Consider the following 23,242-nt stretch of genomic DNA (forward strand, 5'->3'; position numbering starts at 1 on the left):
TCAGAGCGGCCTCCCGGACTGCAGCGACCGCAGGGGCACGGTCAGTACGCGAAGGCGAGGACATCGGAGTCAACGCTGCCCCCCTTCCCCGCGCCGCCGGCGTCGTCTTCGTGCTCGTCCTGGGTGAGTTCGGGCATGCCAGCCGGCACCCCGCCCTTGACGTAGCGGGTGAGCAGGACGACCTCCACGACCAGGAGCACCGCGTAGATGGTGGTGAGGAGGATGAGCGAGAACAGCAGCTCGCCCGCGCTGACCCCCGGGGACACGGCCGCGGCCGTGTACATCCAGACCTGGTCGATTCCGGTCGGATCGGGGTTCGGGGCCACCACGAACGGCTGACGTCCCATCTCGGTGAAGATCCACCCGGCCGCGTTGGCGCCGAACGGTGCCAGGATCCCGAACACGGCCAACCGCATCAGCGGCTTGGACGCCGGCACGGTGCCCTTCCGCGTCAGCCAGAGCGCGATCGCCGCCGCCAAGGCCGCGAGACCACCGAAGGTGATCATGATGCGGAAGCCCCAGTAGGTGACCTCCATGACCGGCAGGTAATCGATCTCCTGGCCGGCGCGCTCGCCGTACATCGGATCGTTCGGCAGATGCGTGCCGTAGTCCTCCTGGTACTGCGGGATGAGGGTGTTCACACCGGCCACGTCGGTGGTGAAGTTGTTGTGCGCCAGGAAGGACAGCAGTCCGGGGATCTCGAAGACGCCCACGACGTCGTCGCAGTCGGTGGCCCCGTCACTGCGCAGGTCGGCCACGGACAGCACGGAGAACGCCGTCCCGTCATGGCAGGCCGCCTCGGCGGCCGCCATCTTCAGCGGCTGCTGCTGGATCATCAGCTGCGCCTGGGCATGGCCGCTGAAGGCGGTGCCCAGGAAGGCCACGAGCGCGATCCAGGCACCCCACCGCAAGGAGGAATACCAGACCCGGTAGTCGGTTTCGTCCCGGCCCTTGGAGCCGGTGGTGCCCACCACCACGGTCCCGTCCGCGGCCACGGTGTCGATGCCGTCCCGGCGCCGCTTCCACAGGTGGAACCACGCGATACCGAGCAGGAAGCCGCCGGCCACTGAGAGGGCCCCGGCCAGGGTGTGCGGGAAGTGCACCAGCAGGGTGTTGTTGGTCAGCACGGCCCAGATGTCGTTCATCACGGGGCGGCCGTCCACCATCTCGACCCCGACCGGGTGCTGCATCCACGCATTGGCGGCCAGGATGAAGTAGGCCGAGAACACGGTGCCGATGACGGCGCACCAGATCGAGGCCAGGTGCACCCGCTTCGGCAGCCGCTGCCAGCCGAAGATCCAGAGCCCGAGGAACACCGACTCCAGGAAGAACGCCATGAGCGCCTCCAGCGCCAACGGAGCCCCGAACACGTCCCCCACGAAGCGGGAGTACTCGGACCAGGCCATCCCGAACTGGAACTCCTGCACCAGTCCGGTGGCCACGCCCATGATGAAGTTGATGAGGAAGAGCTTCCCCCAGAACTTCGTCATCCGCAGGTAGTGCTCCCGGCCGGTGCGGTGCCACATGGTCTGCAGGGTGGCCACCACCAGGCCCAGTCCGATGGTCAACGGAACCATCAGGAAGTGATACACGGTGGTGATGCCGAACTGCCACCGGGCAATGTCCAGGGGATCCATGGGTACACCCTTCCCTCGGTGCGGCGTCGGGTCCGCACCGGTCCGGGCCGAACGCCGCCTCATCAGGGCGAGGCGGGGCGTCCGGCACTCGACTTCTACAGCTTGTAGAAACCAGGGTAGCCCCAAGTTCTACGTCCTGTAGAATAAAGTCGAGTCCGGATGGACACCTGTGATGGAGATCATTGCTTTGAGGGAGGCGCCCGTGGCACTGGGAGATTTGGAACGGTCCGTGATGGACCTGCTGTGGGATCAGCCGGGAGCCCATACGGCCAATGACGTGCGTGACGCCCTGGCCGGTGACCTCGCCGTCACCACTGTGCTGACCGTGCTGTCACGCCTGGAGAAGAAGGGCCTGGTCCGCCGCGACGGCGGGCGCCGGCCCCATCGCTACGCCGCCGCCTCGTCCCGTGAGGACCACACCGTCGGCCTGCTCAACGAGGTACTCGGCTCCGTGCCGGACCGTGAGGCCGTCCTCGCCCGCTTCATCGGCGGCATCGGTCCCGATGAGGCCGCGGCCGTGCGTCGGCTGCTGGAATCCTGATCCGGCCCACGATCCCGACTCACGGTCCCGGCTTTGAGTCGACTTGGGGTGGGTCTGACGCCATGACACCCACCCCGAGTCGACTGAAAGCGGGAGATCCGGCCCTCTAGACTTTCCTTCGTGTCCGTCATGCTGCTCGCCGCGCTGGCCGTGATGCTGGCCTGGCCGGTCCCGGTCCTGCTCGGCCGCGCGCGCTGGGTCCGCCGGGCTCCCGCCGCCGCCATGGCACTCTGGCAGTCCGTCGCCCTCGCCGGCGGCCTCTCCCTGATCGGCTTCCCCCTCCTGTGGGGGCTCACCCCCTTCGGGGACACCGTGGTCGAGGCGGCCCCCGCCTTCGTCCGGGCCCTCGTGGAGGGTTCCTGGATTCCCCTGCTCGAGCACGACCCGTGGCTGCCCACCCGCATCGCCGCCGCCACCCTCGCCCTGCTGCTCTTCGCCCACCTCGTGCTCACCCTGGCCGTCACCGCCGTGAAGACCGTGGCCAACCGACGCCGCCACCGCCAGATGGTCGAACTCCTGGCCGCGCCGCCGTCGCAGCGCAGCCGCCTGGCGGAGGGCGTCTCCGGAACCCCCACGCGGGTACTGCCCCACGATGTCCCGTTGGCCTACTGCCTTCCTGGCCTGACCGGTTCCCTGACCGTCCTGTCCCGCGGCCTGCTGGACCAATTGTCCGAACCGGAGGTGGCCGCCGTCGTGGCCCATGAGCGGGCCCACCTGCGCCAACGGCACGACCTGCTCCGGCTGGCCTTCGAGGCCTGGCACCGGGCCGTGGCCTGGCTGCCCACCACGGCGATGGCCCAACGGGCCGTGGCCGGCCTCACCGAGATGATGGCGGACGACGCCGCGCTGGCCGTCCACGACCGCCGAGACCTGGTGCGGGCGATCGTGCTCACCGGTGAAGCCGGGTCACCGACGTCGCCGACATCACCGCCGTCACCGACACCGCCCCCGCGGCCATCCAGGGCGGACAACGTCCAGGGGGACGGATCCGTCCCCCTGACCCTGCGCCTGTACCGCCTGCTGGCCCCCGCCGCCCCCCTGCCCGTGGCCGTGCGTCTCCTGGTCGTCGTGGCGGCGTTGTGCCTGGCCGTCTTCCCGCTGGTGCTGCTGCTGTAGCCATTGCCGTGGCCGCCGATGCAACCACGGCTGTGGCCACCGCCACTGTCCACTGGCGGCCGGCCTGAGCTTCCGAGTCGTCAATCAGGTGCCTCCCAGCCGACTCCCGGCTTTCCATCGGCCGGGGTTCGCTAGGCTGGTGCTTTGATGGCGTCCACCTCCGCCTCCCTCCCCCGACCCCTTTGACCCCCACGAACGGACCAGGCCCCATAGTGCAAGGCAACGCGACATTCCGTCACTCCAACGCTTCACTCCTCTCCGTGACGGAAGTACTGGCCCCTGTCACCGTGACCAGTGCGCAGCTCGACGAGGAGTTAGCTGATGTCCTGAAGGGGCTGCGGCTCCCCAAGGGTCTGCTGCCGCGCGTCGCGGGCGTCAACGCACGCCGCAATTGGGAGCACCCCGGTCACTTCCAGTTGGGTGCCGCTGAAGCCGGCCGCCAGGCCATGGCCAAGGCCGGCGTCCGGCCGGACCAGATCGGGCTCATGGTCAACACCTCCGTCACGCGCGAGACCCTCGAACCGTCCGTGGCCGTCCGCATCCACCACGAGATGGGCCTGCCCACCTCCGCCACGAACTTCGACATCACGAACGCGTGCCTGGGCTTCGTCAACGGCATCACCCTGGCAGCCTCCATGATCGACTCCGGTCAGGTCGACTACGCCGTCGTCGTGGCCGGCGAGGACTCCGTCAAGGTCCAGCAGGCCACCCTGGAGAACCTGAAGCAGGACGGCGTGGACCGCAGCAACTTCATGGAGCAGTTCGCCTCCCTGACCCTGGGCTCCGGGGCCGCCGCCGCCGTCATCGGGCGCACCGACCAGCACCCCGAGGGCCACCGGATCGTCCGCGGCATCACCCGCGCCGGCACGGACCACCATGACCTCTGCGTGGGCGACCACAAGGGCATGTTCACGGATTCCACCGCCCTGCTCAAGGACGGGCTCGAGCTCGTCATGGACGCCTGGAACGACGTGCCCGCGGACTGGGGCTGGTCGGACATGGACCGCTACGTCACCCACCAGGTCTCCCGGCTCCACACCGATTCGATCACCGAGGCGACCGGCCTGGACCCGGCCCGGTTCCCCGTCACCTTCCCCGAGCTCGGCAACGTCGGACCGGCGTCCCTGCCGATCACCCTGGCCCGGGAGGTGGACCAGCTGTCGGCCGGCGACAAGGTGCTCTGCATGGGCGTCGGTTCCGGGCTCAACACCGCCATGCTGGAGATCGCCTGGTGAGGATCCCCGCCGCCCCAGCCACCCTGCCGGCCGTTTCCTCCTCCGTCCCCCTTCCCGGCTGGGACCCGGCCTGGAGCCGCCTCGTGCCGATCGCCACCGTCGACGGCCAGCGGACCCTGCACGTGCTGGACACCGGAGATGTCCTGGCGCAGGCCGGCGTGGAGCCGGACGGCACCATCCTGGCCGTACACGGCAACCCGACCTGGTCCTACCTGTGGCGTTCCCTGGCCGCGGCGACCGTCCGCGCCGCCCTGCAGGGCAAGGGCCCTGTCTGGCGCGTGGTCGCCCCGGACCAGCTGGACATGGGCTTCTCCGAGCGCCTGCCGCACGGGGCCCTCCCCCGTCCCGCAGCTGCGGCCGGCGCTCCGGATCCGGTGTCCGCCAACGACGCCGGCTACCGCACCCTGGGCGGTCGCCTCGCCGACCTCGACGCCCTCGTCACCGCCCTCGGACTCGATGTCCAGGCCCGCGCCGGCCACCCGCTGCTGACCCTGGGCCACGACTGGGGCGGCGTCGTCTCCCTCGGCTGGGCCGGCCGCCACCAGGAGCTGGTGGCCGCCGCGATGACCCTGAACACCGCCGTCCACCATGACGAGTCCGAGCCGATCCCGGCCCCCCTGCAGGCGGCCCTCGCCGGTCCCCTGCTGGCCGGCTCCACGGTCCTGACCGATGCCTTCCTGCGGGTGACGACGGCACTCGGCCACCCCGGCCTGGACAGCGACCTCAAGGCCGCCTATCACGCCCCCTATGCCTCTCCCGAGCGCCGCGGCGGGATCGGCGGGTTCGTGGCGGATATCCCCGTGGGACCGCAGCACGCCTCCCATCCGGAATTGCGCCGGGTGGCCGCCTCCGTGGCCGACTTCGCCCGGCCCGCCCTGCTGCTGTGGGGCCCGAAGGACCCGGTGTTCCTGGACCGGTACCAGGCGGATCTGCTGCAGCGGCTCCCCCAGGCCGACCTGCACCGGTTTGAGACGGCCGGACACCTGTTGGCCGAGGACGTGGACATCGCCACCCCGATCCTGCGGTGGGCCGGGCAGGTGCTCGACGGCACTGCCCGCACCCGGAACCCCGAGGGCGCCGTCCTCACCACCCCGGGTGACGCGGCGTCCGACGTCGGCTCCGGCACCGTGGGGAGCGGCTGGAACGAGACCACCGGCCGGCCGCTGTGGTCCTACCTGGACGACTGGCGCGACAGCTCCGCCCCGGCACTCGTGGACATGGCCGGGGACGACCAGACACCGCTGAGCTGGAACCGCCTGTCCTGCGTCGTGGACGCCATCGCCACCGGCCTGGTTGCCCGCGGGGTCCGCCCGGGCGACCGGATCTCCATGATGGTCACCCCCGGACGGGACCTCACCGCGGCCCTGTATGCGGCGCTGAAGATCGGTGCCGTCGTGGTGGTCGCCGACGCCGGGCTGGGCGTGGCCGGCATGACCCGCGCGGTGCGGGCGGCACGGCCGGACTGGGTCATCGGCAAGGTCCCCGGACTCGCCGTGGCCCGGTCCCAGCGCTGGCCGGGACGCCGCCTCTCCGTCTCCACGCTGCCCACGCCCCTGGCGCGGGCCCTCGGCGTGGAGGACAGCCTCTACCGGATGGCCCGGGACCACGAGGGGACCCGGTTCGCGGGCCCTCGGCACGCGGACGGCACCGTCCACGTGCCGGCCCCCACCGATCCGGCCGCCATCCTCTACACCTCCGGCTCCACGGGGCCGGCCAAGGGCGTCCTCTACACCCATGGCAGGCTCGCGGCGCTGGCCGGGCTGCTGCGGGATGTCTTCCACGTCCGCCCCGGCTCCTCCCTGCTGGCCGGGTTCGCCCCCTTCGCCCTGCTGGGGCCGGCCATCGGCGCCACCTCGGTCACCCCGGACATGTCCGTGACCCAACCCGCCACCCTGACGGCACAGGCCGTCGCCGAGGCCGCCCGCGCCGGCCACGCCACCATCCTCTTCGCCTCGCCCGCGGCGTTGCGCAACGTCGTCGCGACCGCCGGTCAGCTCGGACCGGAGGACCACGCCGCGCTCGGCCGCATCGACCTGGTGCTGTCCGCCGGAGCCCCGGTCCACCCCAAGCTGATGGCGCAGGTGGCAGGACTCTTCCCCCGGGCCGAGTTCCACTCGCCCTACGGCATGACCGAGGCCCTGTTGCTGGCGGACATCGACCGGGAGGCGATCATCGAGCTCTCGTCCCGGTCGGGCGCCCCCACCGCAGAGGGGACCAGCCCGGACGACGGCGTGTGCGTGGGCCACCCCGTGGGCCCCGTGCGCATCGCCATCGACCCGCTCCAGGCCGACGGCAACCCGACCGGGAACCTGCTCGAGGGCCTCGACGCAGCCGGAGTCCTGGGCGAGGTCGTCATCTCCGCACCTCACCAGAAGGCGGGGTACGACCGGCTGTGGCTGACCGACTCCCTGAGCAGGCGGGATGCCAAGGACGGACTGGACTGGCACCGCACCCAGGACGTGGGTCACCTGGACGCCGCCGGCCGGCTCTGGATCGAGGGCCGCCTGCAGCATGTGGCCATCACGGCCGCCGGACCCGTGGCGCCCGGTGGCCCCGAGGCGCGCATCGACGCCGTCGACAGCGTGTCCCGGTCGGCCGTCGTCGGCATTGGCCCGCGGGGCACCCAGGCTGTCGTCGCCGTCGTCGAGGTCGCCACGACGGACCGTGCCCGGCCGCCCCGCCCCGGGCTGGCCTCCGCCGAGCTGACGGCGGCCGTGCGGGCTGCCGCAGCACCGGTATCCGTGGCGGCGGTGCTCGTGACGGACCGGGTTCCCGTGGACATCCGCCACAACTCGAAGATCGACCGCAGCCGGATCGCCCAGTGGGCCGAGCGGGTCCTGTCCGGCGGGAAGGTGGGCACCCCGTGAGTGCCGCACCGCCTCTCCGCGTCCTCGTCACCGGCGCCTCCGGGCTCCTGGGCTCCGGGGTGGCGCGCCGCCTCGTGGAGTCCGGGGCCGACGTCGTGACCCTGCAGCGCCGTCCCTCCGGGGTGGCCGGCGCCCGTGACGTCCTCGGCACCGTCACCGACGCCGCGGCCGTCGAGCAGGCCATGGCCGGCCGGGACACGGTGGTCCATGTGGCGGCCAAGGTCTCCGTCTCCGGACCGGCCCAGGAGTTCGAGCAGGTCAACATCGGGGGCACGGGGACCGTCCTGGAGGCCGCCCGCCGCGCGGGTGCCGAACGGTTCATCCACATCTCCTCGCCCTCCGTGGCCCATGCCGGGACGTCGATCGTCGGCGAGGGTGCCGGGCCGGCGGACCCTGGCCGCGCCCGCGGCCACTACGCCCGCACCAAAGCCGCCGGGGAGCTGCTGGCCCTGACCGCGGACAGCGCGGAGCTGCGCGTGCTCGCCCTGCGCCCGCACCTGATGTGGGGACCCGGTGACACGCAGCTGACCGAGCGCATCATCGACCGTGCCCGGGCCGGCAGGATGCCGCTGCTCGGGCCGGCCGCCGCCCTGATCGACACCCTGTACTCGGACAACGCCGTGGACGCCGTGGTGGCTGCCGTCACCGCCGTGGACCGGGTCCACGGGGAGGCGCTCGTGGTCACCAACGGGGAACCCCGCCCGGTGGGCGAGCTCATCAGGGGGCTGGCCACCGCCGGTGGCGCCCCCGAGCCCCGACTGCGGATCCCCGGCGGTCTCGCCCGGGGCGCCGGTGCCGTCATCGAGCGGATCTGGGAGGCGGGAGATCTCGGCCGGGACGGGGACGAGCCCCCGCTGACACGGTTCCTGGCCGAACAGCTCTCCACGGCGCACTGGTTCGACCAGCGGCGCACCCGGGCGAAGCTGGACTGGGTGCCGGCTGTGTCCATCGACCGCGGACTGGAGCTGCTGGCCGCGCACTACCGACGACGGTGACCTCTCACTAGCGCCGCACGGCGCTGAGATGGCACTCGGGATACTCGTGGTCCTCGTCAGGGCAGACGATGACCCGCCACGTCTCGGCGAAGCCGGCCTCGTCCAGGACCTGGGCCAACGACGACGGGTTCCATCGCCAGGCCCGGGCCACCGCGTGCGGGAACTCCTCCACGTCCTGCCCGGACTCCAACAGTCCCTGGAACACCAGGAGCACCTGGCAGCCGGGCTCCGTGTGCTCCGCCCAGGTCTGCAGGACCGCCGGAACCTCTTCGGGTGGGACGTGGATCAGGCTGAATCGGGCCAGGATCCCGCTGACGGGGCCGGCAGCGCGCACCGCCGGATCGGCGGCGGGAAAGCGGGCGTCACCGGCGATCCAGGTGCGCCGCGGATAGCGCTTGCGCGCGATCTCCAGCATCCGGGCCGAGGGGTCCACGCCGATCGTGGTGAAGCCACGGAAGGCCAGTTCCACGGTTACATGGCCGGTGCCGCAGCCCAGGTCCAGGATGGTCCCGCCCCGGGGCAGCGCGTCGGCGAAGGCGTCCACGGAGTGCCGGTCCAGTGGCCGCTGCCAGGGGCCCGGGAAGGTACGGTCGTACAGTTCCGCCAGGGCGTCGTAGCCGGGCTGGCCGGGCCAGGGCTCGGACGTCACGTCAGGTGTCGATACGGTCGAGGTCGAGTTCGTTGGCGCCGGAGACGATGAAGTCCTTGCGCGGTGCCACATTGGAGCCCATCAACAGGTCGAAGACGTGCTCTGCCCGCTGCAGGGCCTCCTCCGCCTCGGGGATGGTCACCCGGCGGAGCATCCGCACGCGTGGGTCCATGGTGGTGTCCGCCAGCTGGTCCGCGTCCATCTCCCCCAGGCCCTTGTACCGCTGGATCGGTTCCTTGTAGTTCTTGCCGTCCTTCTGCAGACGCGCCAACAGAGCGTGCAGCTCGTTCTCCGAGTAGGTGTAGACCACCTCGTTGGCCTTGCTGCCGGAGTGGATGACCTCCACCCGGTGCAGGGGCGGCACGGCGGCGAACACGCGTCCCTGTTCGACCATGGGGCGCATATAGCGGAAGAACAGGGTGAGCAGCAGGGTGCGGATATGAGCGCCGTCCACGTCCGCATCGGTCATCAGGATGACCTTGCCGTACCGCGCGGAGGACAGGTCGAAGCTGCGGCCGGCACCACCGCCGACCACCTGGATCAGGGCGGCACACTCGGCGTTCGAGAGCATGTCCCCCACGGAGGCCTTCTGCACGTTGAGGATCTTGCCGCGGATCGGGAACAGGGCTTGGAAGTCCGAGGAGCGGGCCAGCTTGGCCGTGCCGAGTGCGGAGTCACCCTCCACGATGAACAGCTCCGAGGACGCCACATCCGTGGTCCGGCAATCCGCCAGCTTGGCCGGCATGGTGGAGGTCTCGAGGGCGTTCTTGCGCCGCTGGTTCTCCTTGTGCGTCCGTGCGGAGATGCGGGACTTCATCTCCGAGACGACCTTCTCCAGCAGCACCGAGACCTGGTTCTTCTCGTGTTTCTTGGTCGACTTCAGGATGGCGCCGAGCTGCTGCTCGACCACCTTGGCCACGATCTGGCGCACGGCCGGGGTGCCGAGGACCGCCTTGGTCTGCCCCTCGAACTGTGGTTCGGCCAGACGGACCGTCAGAACCGCCGTCATCCCGGCCAGGACGTCGTCCTTCTCCAGCTTGTCGTTGCCGGCTTTGAGCTTGCGGGCATTGGCCTCCACGACCTTGCGGACCGTCTTCAGCAGCGCCTGCTCGAAGCCGGACTGGTGGGTGCCGCCCTTGGGGGTGGAGATGATGTTGACGAACGAGCGCAGGTGGGTGTCGTACCCGACGTCCCAGCGCAGGGCGATGTCCACCTCGCACTGACGCTCCACGTCCTGCATGGCCGAGCGGCCGTCCTCACCCAGGACAGGAACGCGCTCGGAGAACGTGCCGGAGCCCTGGAGCCGCCACACATCGGTGATGGGACTGACGGAGGAGAGATGGTCCACGAACTCGGAGATGCCGCCGTCGTAGTGGAAGACCTCCTCATGGGGGCCCATCTCGCCGGGGGTGTCCGGCAGCCGGCGTTCGTCCCGCAGGGTGATCTTGAGTCCGGGGATGAGGTAGGCGGTCTGCCGGGCCCGCTGTTGCAGGTCCTCGTAGGAGAACTTCGCGTCAGGGGTGAAGATCTGCTCGTCCGCCCAGTACCGCACCCGGGTGCCGGTCTGCCCGCGCTTGGCCTTGCCGACGATCTCCATCGGCGAGTGGTCGGCCGAGGGCGTGAAGGGAGCGTCCGGCCGGGCGGTGGACCCCGTGTCCGTGAACTGACCGGGTTCGCCGCGGTGGAAGGACAGCTGGTGGATCTTGCCGCCGCGGAACACCTGGACGTCCAGACGGGAGGAGAGGGCGTTGACCACGGAGGCACCCACCCCGTGCAGCCCACCCGAGGCCCCATAGGAGCCACCGCCGAACTTGCCACCGGCGTGCAGTTTGGTGAAGACCACCTCGACGCCGGACAGGCCCGTCCTCGGCTCGATGTCCACCGGGATGCCGCGGCCGTTGTCCTCCACCTCCACGGCGCCACCGGCGTGCAGGGTGACGGCGATGGACTGGCCGTAGCCGCCGAGCGCCTCGTCCACGGAGTTGTCGATGATCTCCCAGAGGCAGTGCATCAGGCCGCGGGAGTCCGTGGAGCCGATGTACATGCCGGGCCTCTTGCGGACGGCCTCCAGGCCCTCCAGCACGGAGAGGTGCCGGGCGTTGTACTCACTGCTGCGGGACATGCGTTTCCCTTACTTCCCTGATGACTGTTGCTGCGTCCCCTCGCCGGTTCACGAGGTGGTTGATGATCGTCCTTCAGGTTATCGGCACGTGGCGTCGTTCGGCGGGAACCCGGCGGGGACCACGCCACATCGGCTGACCTCGAGCCGTGGCGGGTCACGCCGGGCGCACGGGGTGCCGGTCACGTGCGGAGCCGGGGACAGGGGGCAGGGGGAGCACCCCCGGGTACGCAATCAGCGAAAACCGGCCCTCCTCGCTCGCGCCTACGGACAAAAGTGCGAGGATGATGGTTCCGTAGGTGTACGCAGTACCCTTCAAGTACCGATCCCCCCGGTCCCAGCGGACCGGTCCCAGGGGAACAGGGGCACCACATGAGGAGGCCAACATGACCACCACCGCCACGACGATTGAACCGCCGGTCCTGACCGGTGCCGACCGTTGCGACCGTTGCGGGGCCCAGGCCTACGTCCGAGCTGTCCTGCACAGTGGAGGCGAACTGCTGTTCTGCGGCCACCACGCCCGCGCAGTGGAAGAGACCCTCCGCCCGCAGACCACTCTGTGGCAGGACGAGACGAACAAGCTGCACGAGAAGCAGCCCGTCGACGCCGACTGAGACGGACGGCGCCCACGATCGACCAAGGCCCGGCACCTGATGGTGCCGGGCCTTGGTGCTGCGGTGGATGTCCCTTCGGCCGGGGCGCCTCACCGTCTGGTTCGGCGCGGCCGGCTGGGGACGATCAGGCTCAGTCCAGGTAGTCGCGCAGCACCTGGGAGCGCGAGGGGTGGCGCAGCTTCGACATGGTCTTGGACTCTATCTGGCGGATGCGCTCGCGGGTGACCCCGTAGACCTTGCCGATCTCGTCCAGCGTCTTCGGCTGACCGTCCGTCAGGCCGTAGCGCATGGCCACCACACCCGCTTCGCGCTCGGCGAGCGTGTCCAGGACCGAGTGCAGCTGCTCCTGCAGGAGCGTGAAGCTCACAGCATCGGCCGGCACCACGGCCTCGGAGTCCTCGATCAGGTCGCCGAACTCCGAGTCGCCGTCCTCACCCAGGGGGGTATGCAGAGAGATGGGCTCGCGGCCGTACTTCTGGACCTCGACGACCTTCTCCGGGGTCATGTCCAGTTCCTTGGCCAGTTCCTCCGGGGTGGGTTCCCGGCCCAGGTCCTGCAGCATCTGACGCTGCACGCGGGCAAGCTTGTTGATGACCTCGACCATGTGGACCGGGATGCGAATGGTGCGGGCCTGGTCCGCCATGGCGCGGGTGATGGCCTGGCGGATCCACCACGTGGCATACGTGGAGAACTTGAAGCCCTTGGTGTAGTCGAACTTCTCCACGGCGCGGATCAGCCCGAGGTTGCCCTCCTGGATGAGGTCCAGGAACAGCATGCCACGTCCGGTGTAGCGCTTCGCCAGGGAGACGACCAGGCGCAGGTTGGCCTCGAGCAGGTGGTTCTTCGCACGACGGCCGTCGGCGATGACCAATTCCATGTCCCGCCGCAGTCGAGCCTCCGTGGGGGGCTCATCCTTCATCTTGTGCTCGGCGTACAGGCCGGCCTCGATACGCAGGGCCAGATCGACTTCCTGTTCCGCGTTGAGCAGGGCGACCTTGCCGATCTGCTTGAGGTAGTCCTTGACCGGGTCGGCCGTGGCACCGGCGGACACGACCTGCTGGACCGGGGCATCGTCCTCCGCGTCGGAGACGACGAATCCACCGCGGGTCCTCGTCTCCTCGGCCTCAGCCTCGGCCGCCGGGGCGTCCGTGGCCTCATCGGTCTCAGCCTCGGAGTCGGGGGCGTCCACGGCCTCCTCGGAGGGCTTCGCGGCCGTATCCTTGGCCCGTCCGGACTTCGCGGCGGCCTTGGTCGCCGTGGTCTTCGTGGCACTCGACTTCGGGGCGGACGTCCGAGCGGTACCCTTGGCCGCCCCCTGGTCCTCCGCAACGGCGTCCTCGACGGCCGTGCTGCCCTGCGTCTCGGTCTTCTTGGAAGAAGTAGTCACTCAATACCTTTCGTACGGGCATCCCGAAGGGCCCCTAACGGTCAACACCACTATGACCCTGTCAAATCCGCTGGAAATGCACCCGGAGGCCACGGGATGACGATCCCGCTCTTCCGGACCCGCGGACGCAGGGTCTTCATGTGGTCAACGACCCCCCTGGCACTTTTGTTCCCGTCCTCACCGAATTTCCTGCACCCCGAGGTGTTGTCGGAGATTGGGCAGGCGGCGGGATGTCAACGTGAGCCGGGGTCGGCCCCGCCGATTATGCCACGGCAAACACCGGGCCGGTGCATCAGGGACACCCGCGCGCCGCCCCAATTCGCTCGATCCGCCGCGACTACGGGGTGTCAGCCGGTCCTGCGGGCCGTGGCGGACCAGGCGGTCTCGCGCCGGGCGGCCCAGCCGGACAGCATCCCCCGGTCCACGATCTCCCCCAGCAACTGCCCCAGCGGGTAGTCCGGGTCCTCGTGCCGGCACTCGAGCAGGATCCTGCCGGCGGCAGAACCACGGCCCCGCGCCCATTCGACCCAGGCCGCCAGGCACCGCAGGGCCGACGCCACCGGCCCGGTGGCCGCCGGCAGCAGCTTCGTGCAGGCGTTCTTCAGGTGGGCGATGCGCTCCCAGTCTGGCGCACGGCGGCTGGCGGCGAGGATGACGGAGGAATAGAGCACTCCGTTGACCTCGCGGGGTTCGGCCTCGAAGGCCAACGACGCCTCGACCGGCAGGGTGCCGATCCAGGCGGCACCGGACAGGGCGCGTTCCAGGGTGAAGCTCGCGGCCGCGAGGAGGCAGTCTCGCCACTCGACCAGGAGCAGACCGGCTACGAGGACGGCCCTCTCGGTCGGCTGCTCCGGGAGTCCCTCACCCCCCAGGACCCGCTCCCAGGCCTCGAGCCAGTACACGAGCTCCTCGAGGTCCTCTGCCTCATCCTCGGCGCTGGTCCCGTGGCCGATCTCCCGGATGTTCCGCAGCGCCCAGGCGAGCTCTGCGGAACAGGCCTCCGAGGCGGGAGGCAGCCCACTGCCCAGCGGTTCCTCCTCCACCACGGACCCCTCCACGATCAGGGAGGTGTTGACGACGCTGGTCTCGGCCCAGGACGCCGGTGAACCATGACCGGAGCACGATCCCGGCGCGGGACAGTCCACGTGCCACAGGCGTCCCTTGGCCACCAGCCAGAGTTCCATCAGGGGCAGGCCCGCCTCACTGAGTTCGCGTTCCAAGGCGGCCGCCAGCAGGCGGTCCGACTCGCTGGTCGGATCCTCCCCGCCCTGCGGGTCATCATCATCCCGGTCGTCGTCATCGCGGAAGAGCACGGCCACGCAGCCGTCTGCCCGCTGGTCCTGGGCCAGATGTCCGGCGAACTGCCGGGCATAGGCGGAGTGGTCCGTCCAGGTCCTTACCGTGCCGGGGTCCCAGTCGCAACGCAGGACGGCACCCAGGTTCCGGCCGGTCATGCTGATGGCCGCCAGGCTGTTGCGTGGCGGAAAGCCCATGGTGTGCTGAATGTAGCTGATCAGATCGGCCACTCCGGCGGCCTTGACCGGGACGGGGATCGAGGCGGTCGAGCCGGGACGGACACGGTCGTCGGGGAGGTCTGTGTGCATGGCCCCCACGCTTCCGTCTCCCTGCCGGACACGGAACCGCCCACACCCCCGACTGTGGGGCTGTGGGCGGTCTCTGCCAGGTGTGGAGTAGGGGTCTAGTCCTGGGGGCGGCTGTCCGGCTCCTCCGTCGGACCGACCTCGGGGTCTTCTGAACCTGCAGGGTTCTGGGGACCCTCGGGGTCCATCTCAGCGGCCCCGTCCTCGGCCCGCACGCCCCCGCCGGCGTCCAGCGCATGGCGCGGCTGACTCTGCAGGTATTCCTCGACGGCCGCGCCCAGCTCCTCGGCATCGGGGACCTGCTCGTCCGGGCCCACCAACAGGGAGCGGCCGGCCCCCGGCGAGTTCTGATCGAAGTTCTTCTCCAGCCCCTCCACCATGGCGGTGACCTCACGGGAGGAGCCGGTCTGGCGGTCGAGCTCCCGGTCCACCTCGCGGCCCCGTTCGCGCAACTCCTCGGTGGGGAGCATGAGGCCCAGTGCGGCCCCGACGTACTCCAGCGCGGCGACGGCGGCCTGGGGGTAGGCGGCATCGTTGAGGTAGTGCGGGACGTGGAGGGTGTACCCGGTGGTTCCGCGATTGTTCTCGTCCAGCCGCAACTCCAGCAGTTGACCGACGCCGGACACCATGCGCGCCTGAGGGCTCCAGGTGGACAGGCCTGCCACCAACTCGTCGCGGTTCCCGTGGGCCGTCACGCCGAGGGGCCGGGTGTGCGGCACAGGCATCGGCACGGCGTCGATCAGGGCGACGAGCTTGACGTCCAGCTTCTCCACCAGGAACAGCACCGAGGAGACGAAACGCTCCCACTGGTAGTCCGGTTCGGGGCCGGACAGCAACAGGAAGGGCCGGCCTAGGGCGTCGGAGACCAGGTGCAGCTGCAGCCGAGGACTCTGGTAATCACGGAAGCGCTCGCCGTCGAAGGTGATCTGCGGCCGGCGTGAGCGGTAGTCGATCAGCTGGTCCGCGTCGAAGCTGGCCAGCAGCTTGTGGTCCAACGAGTCGAAGACGGTGTCCCGCACCTGATCGGAGAGATGACCGGCATCCATGTGCCCGCCGAAGACGGCCAGCATGCCCAGGCCGCGCAGGGCGGTGGCACCGTCGAAGCCGCCGGCCAACAGGTCGCGGCCGGCCGGCTCGAGCGAAAACAGCGTGGTGGGGTCCTGCATGGTGCGTCCTTCCGGTGCCTCGGGTCAAGGGGCAGTACATCTGGGTCGGGCCGGCCAGCGGCTCCGGTCCCTGTTGCTGATACCAACGTACTGTGGCCTGCGCGTATTCCGTGGCTAGGATCGAGGCAGATCCGGAACAACCGTTCATGCTCATTGCCATCGAGGGGAACCACCCACGTGATCAACGATTTCAGTCCTGTCCTGACCGCCATCGGACCCAAGCTGTCACAGAACAGCAAGAATGCCGCCTCGGCCCTGGTCGTCGGCGTCTGCTCCACCGATGACGGGCCGGTGCTGTTGCCGAACCCGCTTCCCGACGCCGGCGCGCGCGCCCTGGCGGATTCGCTCGAGGCACTCGGCGTCACGGGCGCCGCCGACGAGGTCGTACGGATCCCGGGGCTGGACCCCCTGCCGTTCCCCCTGCTGGTGCTGACCGGCGTCGGCCGGATCACCGGCGAGCCGGGTGCGGGGGTGTCCACCGAGGCCCTGCGCCGAGCCTCCGGGGCGGCTGTCCGCCGACTCTCGGGCACCCCGTCCGTGGCCCTGGGCCTGCCGGCCGAGACCCCCGAGTTGCTGGGTGCGGTCGCCGAGGGGGCCGCCCTCGCCGCCTACTCGTTCACCGCCTTCCGCTCGGCCGACGCCCGGGCGAAGGGGAAGAACCCGGTGGAGCGCGCCGCCGTCGTGACCTCGCTGAAGCCCAAGGTGACCGGGCCGGTGCTGCAGCGCGCCGCCGTCGTGGCCCGGGCGGTCCGTGCGACCCGGGATCTGGTCAACACGCCCCCGTCCCACCTGTTCCCGGCGTCCTTCGCCGAGGAGGTGACCGAGGCCGTGCGGACGCTGCCGATCAAGGTCACGGTGTGGGACGAGAAGAAGCTGGAGAAGGACGGGTTCGGCGGCATCCTCAACGTCGGCAAGGGCTCCACACGGCCCCCGCGGCTGGTCAAGCTCGAGTACACGCCGGCAGCGGCCGGCCGGAACGCCCCCCACATCGCCTTTGTCGGCAAGGGCATCACCTTCGATTCCGGCGGCCTGTCCCTGAAGCCGCCGACGTCCATGACCACGATGAAGTCGGACATGGCCGGTGCGGCGACCGTGGCGTCCGTGGTCGCCGCCGCGGCCGAACTCGAACTGCCCGTCAAGGTCACCGGTTGGCTGTGCATGGCCGAGAACATGCCCTCCGCCACCGCCCAGCGCCCCTCCGACGTCATCACGATGTACGGCGGCAAGACCGTCGAGGTCATGAACACCGACGCCGAGGGCCGCCTGGTGATGGCCGACGGGCTCGTTGCCGCGACCGATGAGACGCCGGACGCCGTGATCGACATCGCGACCCTCACCGGCGCGCAGATGATCGCCCTCGGCAACCGGACCACCGGGGTGATGGGCACGGAGGACCTGCGCACCGAACTCGTGGCCGCGGCCGACGCCAGCGGGGAGACCGCCTGGCCCATGCCGATCCCGGAGGACCAGCGGGCCTCGCTGGACTCCACGGTGGCGGACCTGTCCAATGTGGGCGACCGGTTCGGCGGCATGATGACGGCGGCCGCCTTCCTGCGAGAGTTCGTCGACGCCGGCCGCGCCTCCGAGGCCGCCCGGGCCGAACCCACTCCCTGGGCCCACCTGGACATCGCCGGCCCGTCCTTCAATGACTCGGGCGCCTACGGCTACACACCCAAGGACGCCACCGGCGTCATGGTCCGGACCCTGGTGGCCTATCTCGAACGACGTGCCGAGCGGCCGCGCGGGAAGTAGAAGGCAGTGGTCCCGTGCGGCTAAGGTAAAACCCAGGCATCACAGCGACGATCCCGACGGGATCAACACCCAACCCCGAAGGGTGCCGGAGACCCTGGCACCTGATTGTGAGGAGCACCATCGTGGCCGAAGAGGCAACCGCCCAGGAATTCGACGTACTCATCCTCGGCGGTGGCTCCGCCGGCTATGCCGCCGCGCTGCGGTCCGTCCAATACGGGATGACCGTGGGACTGATCGAGAAGGCCAAGCTGGGTGGCACCTGCCTGCATTGGGGCTGCATCCCCACGAAGGCGTACCTGCATGCCGCCGAGCTGGCCGACGATGCCCGCAACTCCGCCAAGTACGGCGTCCACACGACTCTCGACTCCGTGGACATGGCCGGAGTGAAGTCCTATAAGGACGGGATCGTCGCCGGCAAGTACAAGGGCCTCACCGGGCTGCTGAAGATGCGCAAGGTCCAGGTCATCGAGGGTGAGGGCAAGCTCGTCTCCCAGAACCAGATCGAGGTCGGTGGGACCCGCTACACCGGGAAGAACATCATCCTGGCCTCCGGTTCCGAGGCCAAGACCTTCGGCCTGCCCATCGGCGGCAAGATCATGACCTCCACGGAGGCCCTGGAGCTCGACTACACCCCGAAGTCCGCCATCATCCTCGGGGGCGGCGTCATCGGGTCCGAGTTCGCGTCCGCCTGGAACTCGTTCGGCGTGGACGTCACCATCATCGAGGGCCTGGACCACCTCGTCCCGAACGAGGATCCGGAGATCATCAAGGTCCTGGAGCGCGAATTCAAGAAGAAGGGCATCAAGTCCAACCTCGGCACCTTCTTCGAGAAGGTCGAGGAGACCGGCGACGGCGTGAAGGTCACCCTGGCCGACGGCAAGGAGTTCACCGCCGAGGTCTGCCTCGTCGCCGTGGGCCGCGGCCCGGTCACCCAGGGCCTGGGCTACGAGGAGCAGGGCATCCCCCTGGACCGGGGCTTCGTCATCACCAATGAGCGCCTGCACACCGGGGTGGGCAACATCTACGCCATCGGCGACATCGTCCCCGGCGTCCAGTTGGCACACCGTGGCTACCAGCAGGGCCACTTCGTGGCCGAGGAGATCGCCGGCAACAACCCGATCATCGTCGAGGACGTGAACATCCCCAAGGTGACCTTCACCGAACCGGAGATCATGTCCGTGGGCTACTCGGAGTCCAAGGCCCAGGAGAAGTTCGGCGAGTCCAACGTGGAGACCACCACCTACAACCTGGCCGGCAACGGCAAGTCGTCCATCCTCGGCACCGGGGGCATCATCAAGATGGTCCGCCAGAAGAACGGGCCGATCGTCGGCGTCCACGGCATCGGCAAGCGCATCAGCGAGCAGATCGGTGAATCCCAGCTGATCGTCAACTGGGAGGCCTACCCGGAGGACGTGGCCGCCTTCGTCCACGCACACCCGACCCAGAACGAATCCCTCGGCGAAGCCGCGATGGCCCTGAACGGCCACCCGCTGCACGGCTGACAGCACCGAAGAACAGCAATCGGCCGGCTCCGCCAGGGGTCGGCCACCAATCATCGTCACGCCGGCGGGCAGCCGGCACGCACTTGAGGAGAAACGGGACGACATGTCTGAAACCGTGAACCTGCCGGCCCTTGGTGAATCCGTCACCGAAGGCACCGTCACCCGCTGGCTGAAGGAGGTCGGCGACGAGGTCGCCGTCGACGAGCCCTTGGTGGAAGTCTCCACCGACAAGGTGGACACCGAGATCCCGTCCCCCGTGGCCGGCATTCTCGAGGAGATCCTGGTCCAGGAGGACGAGACCGTGGAGGTCGACGCCCCGCTGGCACGCATCGGCTCCGGCTCCGGCGGCGGCTCGTCCGACGACGCCCCGGCTGCCGCTGAGGCCGACGCAGAAGAACCGGCTCAGGACGACGCAGAGGAACCCGCCGAGGCCCCGGCCAACGACGAGGCCGGCGACAGCAGCACCGAGGGACAGGAGCTCTCCTCCGAGCAGGTCGCCGCCGAGGACGCCGAGGAACAGGGCTCCGGCGAATCGACCGAGGTCACCCTGCCCGCTCTGGGCGAGTCCGTCACCGAGGGCACCGTCACCCGCTGGCTGAAGGAGATCGGCGACGACGTCGAGGTCGACGAGCCCCTGCTGGAGGTCTCCACCGACAAGGTAGACACCGAGATCCCCTCCCCCGTGGCCGGCAAGCTGCAGGAGATCAAGGTCCAGGAGGACGAGACGGTCGAGGTCGGCGCCGTCCTGGCCCTCATCGGTTCCGGTTCCGGCGGCGGCTCTGCCGCCGAGGACAAGCCGGCGGAGTCCGCCGAGGAGAAGACCGAGACGTCGGAAGAGAAGTCCGATGCCCAGTCTGAGGAGAAGTCCGAGGACACGGGTGCGGACCAGAGTGCGGACCAGGCAGAGCAGTCCGAGTCTGCTCCGGCCCCGAGCTCTGAGCAGAAGCAGGAGAAGCCGGCACCGTCCGCTCCCGCCTCCGCGCCGGCACCCTCCGCCCAGGCATCGGCCCCGGGCGAGGGCTATGTCACGCCGCTCGTGCGCCGTCTCGCCCAGCAGAACGATGTGGACCTGTCCACCGTGGTGGGCACCGGCGTCGGTGGCCGCATCCGGAAACAGGATGTCCTGGTGGCCGCAGAGGCAGCCAAGGCCAAGCAGGCCGGCTCCGCGCCGGCCCCGGCCGCCCAGCCAGCCCCGTCCGCAGCAGCCTCGGCTCCGGCTGCCGCCAGCACCGTGGATCCGGCCAAGCGCGGCACCACCGAGAAGGCCCCGCGCATCCGCCAGACCATCGCCAAGCGCATGCGGGAGTCGCTGGACGTCTCGGCCCAGCTGACGCAGGTCCACGAGATCGACATGACCCGCATCGTCGCCCTGCGCGGCAAGGCCAAGGTCGGTTTCCAGCAGAAGAACGGCGTGAAGCTCACCTACCTGCCCTTCATCACCCAGGCCACGGCCGAGGCGCTGAAGCAGCACCCGAAGCTCAACGCCGAATTCAACGTGGAGACCTCGGAGATCACGTACCACGACTCCGAGGACATCGCGATCGCCGTGGACACGGACAAGGGCTTGTTCGTCCCCGTGATCAAGGACACCGGCTCGCTGAACCTGTCCGGGATCGCCGGCAAGATCGCCGATCTGGCCGATCGGACCCGGAACAACAAGATCTCCCCGGACGAGCTCAGCGGCGGGACCTTCTCCATCACCAACTTCGGTTCGGTGGGGGCCCTGTTCGACACCCCGATCATCAACCAGCCCAACGTGGCGATCCTGGGCGTGGGCACCATCGTCAAGCGGCCCATGGTCATCACCGATCCGGATGGCAACGACACCATCTCCATCCGGCACATGATGTACCTGAGCCTGACGTACGACCACCGCCTCGTGGACGGTGCCGATGCCGGTCGCTTCCTGCAGACTGTCAAGGCCCGCCTTGAGGCGGGAGAGTTCGCCCACGAGCTGGGGCTGTAGCCCGTGGAGGTCGTGACCGCTCTGTTCGTCGCCATCCACATCGTCTCCGCCGCCGCGATCGTCGGCGGGTGGCTGGCCCACTTCAAGAACCCGACCGTCACCAAGTCGCAGTGGTGGGGCTCCTGGGGCATGATCGTCTCCGGCCTGTTGCTGGCCGGGCTGGCTGAGATGGGTGACGGACCGGTGAACCACGCCAAGATCGGCGTCAAGCTGGTCGTCGGCCTGGGGGTCTTCATCACGGCCCTGCTGGGCCGGCGCAAGGAGAACAAGGGCGAGCCGGTCCCGACCGGCCTGGCCCACGCCACGGGCGGCCTCGGGTTGATCAACATCCTGATCGCCGTGCTGTGGCAGGACTACTCCTGACCCACGCCACGCACCGCTGACGGCGGCCGACCGGTTCTCCGGTCGGCCGCCGTCTCCGTCTTCCGGAAGGCTTTCCCCTCAGCTGGAGGTCTTCGGCGGGTCAGGGACGGACCTCGGTCACCCTCCAGCCGGCTGTGGTTCGCTGCAAGTGGACGGTGAATCGTTCCACGGTAGGCGTGGGGGACTCTGCCACGGTGTCCCCGCTGGACGTCACCGTGCGATAGGGACTGATGGTCAGCTCGACCGGGACGGTGGCCGTCGAGGCATCGACCTGTTCGATCGCGCCGGTAACGGTGGTCTCCAGGCGCAAACTCTCGAAGCGCAGGCCTTGCGCCTCCAACTGATTCTGCAGACCGACATCCTCTGCGAAGGCGGGTGAGTCCGGCAGGCTGTACACCGCCACGTGCTTCCGGTCCAGGGACGTGAGCGCTTCAGTGCGGGCTTTCCCCAGGGCCTCCGCCGCATCGGAGACGTGTTCCATGCCGAGTCCGGTCGTCGCTTCCGGCTCCGGGGAACCGGACGGATCCACCGCGGCGCCGGACGGCACAGGTGCGGCGAAGCTGGCCCGGGCCGACTGGTCCGGCACCGCGGCCGGCTCGGGGGCAGCCAGGTACAGGCCGGCCGTCACCGCCACGACGAGTCCGGCGGCCACTCCCCCGCCCAGCATCCAGCCACGCGGGACCAACGGCCGGCGTCGTCCGATCTGGTCGCGTCGTCCCCGCTGACCGCGCCGTTGACGAGCTCTGCGTCCGCCGTCTCCCCCGGTCTCCCGACGGCGGGTGGGTAGCTCCATCGCGACGTCCGGGCTGGCCGCGGGGTACAGGTCCACGGGGACCGGGGTGGCCCATCGGTAGCAGGCCATCGCGAACCGCTCGGCGGTGGGGCGACGAGCGGAGTCCTCCTCCAGGCCGGCCTCCAGGAGTTCGACCACGTCCAGGGGGATGTCCGGGACGATCAGGGGCAGAGGAGGCCGGGATGAGGTGGGGGCCGGAGCGCGTCCAGTGAGTGCGAACCACCCCACGGCGGCCAGCGAGTACACGTCGGCCGCGGGATTCAGCCCGGGGTTGTCTCCGCCCGGGCGCCCGGGGACGTCCTCACGGTCGAGTTCAGGGGCGGAGAATCCCGGCGTCCCCAGGCGGCGGCCGGGACCACCCAGGAGCCGCGAGGAGCCCAGGTCGGAGACGGCCGGCCTGCCGATGACCGTGAAGAGGATGTTTCCCGGTGACACGTCACCGTGGACGACACCGTGCTCGTGGAGAACCTGCAGTGCCTGGGCGACCGGCACCAGCACGGTGACGACCTGTCCCAGGGGCAGCGGCCCGGCCGCCCGGACCAGGGCTCCCAGTGAGCCGCCGGGATGATATTCACTGAGCAGGCCCGGACCACGGTCCGTGGACACCACGCCCAGGGGACGCACCACGTGGTCATGATGCAGCTCGCCCACGGCCTTCATCTCGATGTCCAGCAGGTCGGCCGCCGCCTCGACCCGGTGGTCCGGGATCTTCAAGGCCGCTTCAGACCCCTGACCGTCGGCCACCAGCCAGACGGTGGAGTTGCCTCCACGTCCCAGTTCACGCCGGACCTCCCAACCGGGCACCTGAGGCCACGGTGTCGACGATTCCATCGGGTCTCCTTCCGGTCAGCACGCGTCATCCTGCGTCATCCATCCTGCCGGCCCCCCGTCACCTCTGCAGGGGTTATCCACAGCCTGCGGGGCCGGGGCTAGAGTGGG

Annotated in this window: 17 protein-coding genes; 10 read left to right on the forward strand and 7 right to left on the reverse strand. The window is 69.8% G+C overall.

The annotated features are described in order from the left end of the window. Nucleotides 1–41: 41 nt before the first annotated feature. On the reverse strand, nt 42–1,637 hold the full coding sequence (locus tag IEX49_RS11325; protein ID WP_188806259.1) for a cytochrome ubiquinol oxidase subunit I: 1,596 nt from the start codon (nt 1,635–1,637) through the stop codon (nt 42–44). Nucleotides 1,638–1,809: 172 nt separating this feature from the next. On the opposite strand from IEX49_RS11325, the gene IEX49_RS11330 reads away from it, so the two are divergent. The 5 genes from IEX49_RS11330 (at nt 1,810) to IEX49_RS11350 (ending at nt 8,391) form a co-directional block, all read left to right on the forward strand. Beyond that, entirely contained in the window at nt 1,810–2,178 is a 369-nt protein-coding gene (locus IEX49_RS11330) for a BlaI/MecI/CopY family transcriptional regulator (RefSeq protein ID WP_188806260.1), read from the forward strand. 129 nt (nt 2,179–2,307) lie between these two features. Continuing rightward, nucleotides 2,308–3,294 (forward strand): M56 family metallopeptidase, encoded by a 987-nt coding sequence (locus IEX49_RS11335; RefSeq protein WP_229672610.1) that lies wholly within the window; start codon nt 2,308–2,310, stop codon nt 3,292–3,294. Nucleotides 3,295–3,506: 212 nt separating this feature from the next. Then, the gene (locus IEX49_RS11340) at nt 3,507–4,529 is read left to right on the forward strand and encodes a 3-oxoacyl-ACP synthase III (protein WP_188806262.1); all 1,023 of its coding nucleotides are present in this window, start codon (nt 3,507–3,509) and stop codon (nt 4,527–4,529) included. Then, on the forward strand, nt 4,526–7,396 hold the full coding sequence (locus IEX49_RS11345) for an alpha/beta fold hydrolase (protein ID WP_308421938.1): 2,871 nt from the start codon (nt 4,526–4,528) through the stop codon (nt 7,394–7,396). Before IEX49_RS11340 ends, IEX49_RS11345 begins: the two co-directional genes overlap by 4 nt. Continuing rightward, nucleotides 7,393–8,391, forward strand: coding sequence for an NAD-dependent epimerase/dehydratase family protein (locus tag IEX49_RS11350; protein WP_188806263.1), 999 nt, complete (start codon nt 7,393–7,395; stop codon nt 8,389–8,391). The genes IEX49_RS11345 and IEX49_RS11350 overlap by 4 nt, the downstream gene beginning before the upstream one ends. 7 nt (nt 8,392–8,398) lie before the next feature. Here the strand turns inward: IEX49_RS11350 and IEX49_RS11355 are convergent, their stop codons facing one another. Beyond that, nucleotides 8,399–9,040 carry a class I SAM-dependent DNA methyltransferase gene (locus IEX49_RS11355; protein ID WP_188806264.1) on the reverse strand — a complete coding sequence of 214 codons (642 nt, stop codon included), beginning with the start codon at nt 9,038–9,040 and terminating at the stop codon, nt 8,399–8,401. Between the two features lies 1 nt (nt 9,041). Further along, nucleotides 9,042–11,162 (reverse strand): DNA gyrase/topoisomerase IV subunit B, encoded by a 2,121-nt coding sequence (locus IEX49_RS11360; RefSeq protein WP_188806265.1) that lies wholly within the window; start codon nt 11,160–11,162, stop codon nt 9,042–9,044. A 383-nt stretch (nt 11,163–11,545) separates the two neighbouring features. On the opposite strand from IEX49_RS11360, the gene IEX49_RS11365 reads away from it, so the two are divergent. Beyond that, complete coding sequence (locus tag IEX49_RS11365; protein WP_159551305.1) at nt 11,546–11,773, forward strand: DUF7455 domain-containing protein; 228 nt, start codon at nt 11,546–11,548, stop codon at nt 11,771–11,773. A gap of 130 nt (nt 11,774–11,903) precedes the next feature. Here IEX49_RS11365 and IEX49_RS11370 read toward each other — a convergent pair whose 3' ends face one another. From IEX49_RS11370 to IEX49_RS11380, 3 genes are all read right to left on the reverse strand, one after another. Continuing rightward, a complete protein-coding gene (locus IEX49_RS11370) occupies nt 11,904–13,160 on the reverse strand; it encodes an RNA polymerase sigma factor (protein ID WP_188806266.1) in 1,257 nt (418 codons plus the stop codon). Nucleotides 13,161–13,507: 347 nt separating this feature from the next. Next, nucleotides 13,508–14,764, reverse strand: coding sequence for a DUF4192 family protein (locus IEX49_RS11375; RefSeq protein WP_188806267.1), 1,257 nt, complete (start codon nt 14,762–14,764; stop codon nt 13,508–13,510). Between the two features lie 95 nt (nt 14,765–14,859). Then, a complete protein-coding gene (locus IEX49_RS11380) occupies nt 14,860–15,927 on the reverse strand; it encodes a PAC2 family protein (RefSeq protein WP_188806268.1) in 1,068 nt (355 codons plus the stop codon). A gap of 177 nt (nt 15,928–16,104) precedes the next feature. Between IEX49_RS11380 and IEX49_RS11385 the strand changes: the two genes are divergently transcribed. From IEX49_RS11385 to IEX49_RS11400, 4 genes are all read left to right on the forward strand, one after another. Then, nucleotides 16,105–17,679, forward strand: coding sequence for a leucyl aminopeptidase (locus IEX49_RS11385; protein WP_373286723.1), 1,575 nt, complete (start codon nt 16,105–16,107; stop codon nt 17,677–17,679). Between the two features lie 122 nt (nt 17,680–17,801). Further along, nucleotides 17,802–19,181 carry a dihydrolipoyl dehydrogenase gene (gene lpdA, locus IEX49_RS11390; protein ID WP_188806269.1) on the forward strand — a complete coding sequence of 460 codons (1,380 nt, stop codon included), beginning with the start codon at nt 17,802–17,804 and terminating at the stop codon, nt 19,179–19,181. Between the two features lie 103 nt (nt 19,182–19,284). Then, on the forward strand, nt 19,285–21,147 hold the full coding sequence (gene sucB, locus IEX49_RS11395) for a 2-oxoglutarate dehydrogenase, E2 component, dihydrolipoamide succinyltransferase (protein ID WP_188806270.1): 1,863 nt from the start codon (nt 19,285–19,287) through the stop codon (nt 21,145–21,147). A 3-nt stretch (nt 21,148–21,150) separates the two neighbouring features. Beyond that, complete coding sequence (locus IEX49_RS11400) at nt 21,151–21,510, forward strand: hypothetical protein (RefSeq protein ID WP_159551317.1); 360 nt, start codon at nt 21,151–21,153, stop codon at nt 21,508–21,510. A gap of 100 nt (nt 21,511–21,610) precedes the next feature. Here IEX49_RS11400 and IEX49_RS11405 read toward each other — a convergent pair whose 3' ends face one another. After that, nucleotides 21,611–23,134 (reverse strand): serine/threonine-protein kinase, encoded by a 1,524-nt coding sequence (locus IEX49_RS11405; RefSeq protein WP_188806271.1) that lies wholly within the window; start codon nt 23,132–23,134, stop codon nt 21,611–21,613. Nucleotides 23,135–23,242 lie beyond the last annotated feature (108 nt).

It is taken from the genome of Citricoccus zhacaiensis, from assembly GCF_014645315.1.
Lineage (GTDB): Bacteria > Actinomycetota > Actinomycetes > Actinomycetales > Micrococcaceae > Citricoccus > Citricoccus zhacaiensis.

Bases quoted from the DNA above. Each gene is read 5' to 3' on its own strand.
- IEX49_RS11365 (WP_159551305.1), top strand. From the start codon at position 11,546: ATGACCACCACCGCCACGACGATTGAACCGCCGGTCCTGACCGGTGCC.
- sucB (WP_188806270.1), top strand. From the start codon at position 19,285: ATGTCTGAAACCGTGAACCTGCCGGCCCTTGGTGAATCCGTCACCGAA.
- IEX49_RS11405 (WP_188806271.1), bottom strand. From the start codon at position 23,134: ATGGAATCGTCGACACCGTGGCCTCAGGTGCCCGGTTGGGAGGTCCGG.
- IEX49_RS11375 (WP_188806267.1), bottom strand. From the start codon at position 14,764: ATGCACACAGACCTCCCCGACGACCGTGTCCGTCCCGGCTCGACCGCC.
- IEX49_RS11325 (WP_188806259.1), bottom strand. From the start codon at position 1,637: ATGGATCCCCTGGACATTGCCCGGTGGCAGTTCGGCATCACCACCGTG.
- IEX49_RS11360 (WP_188806265.1), bottom strand. From the start codon at position 11,162: ATGTCCCGCAGCAGTGAGTACAACGCCCGGCACCTCTCCGTGCTGGAG.
- IEX49_RS11330 (WP_188806260.1), top strand. From the start codon at position 1,810: ATGGAGATCATTGCTTTGAGGGAGGCGCCCGTGGCACTGGGAGATTTG.
- IEX49_RS11335 (WP_229672610.1), top strand. From the start codon at position 2,308: ATGCTGCTCGCCGCGCTGGCCGTGATGCTGGCCTGGCCGGTCCCGGTC.
- IEX49_RS11380 (WP_188806268.1), bottom strand. From the start codon at position 15,927: ATGCAGGACCCCACCACGCTGTTTTCGCTCGAGCCGGCCGGCCGCGAC.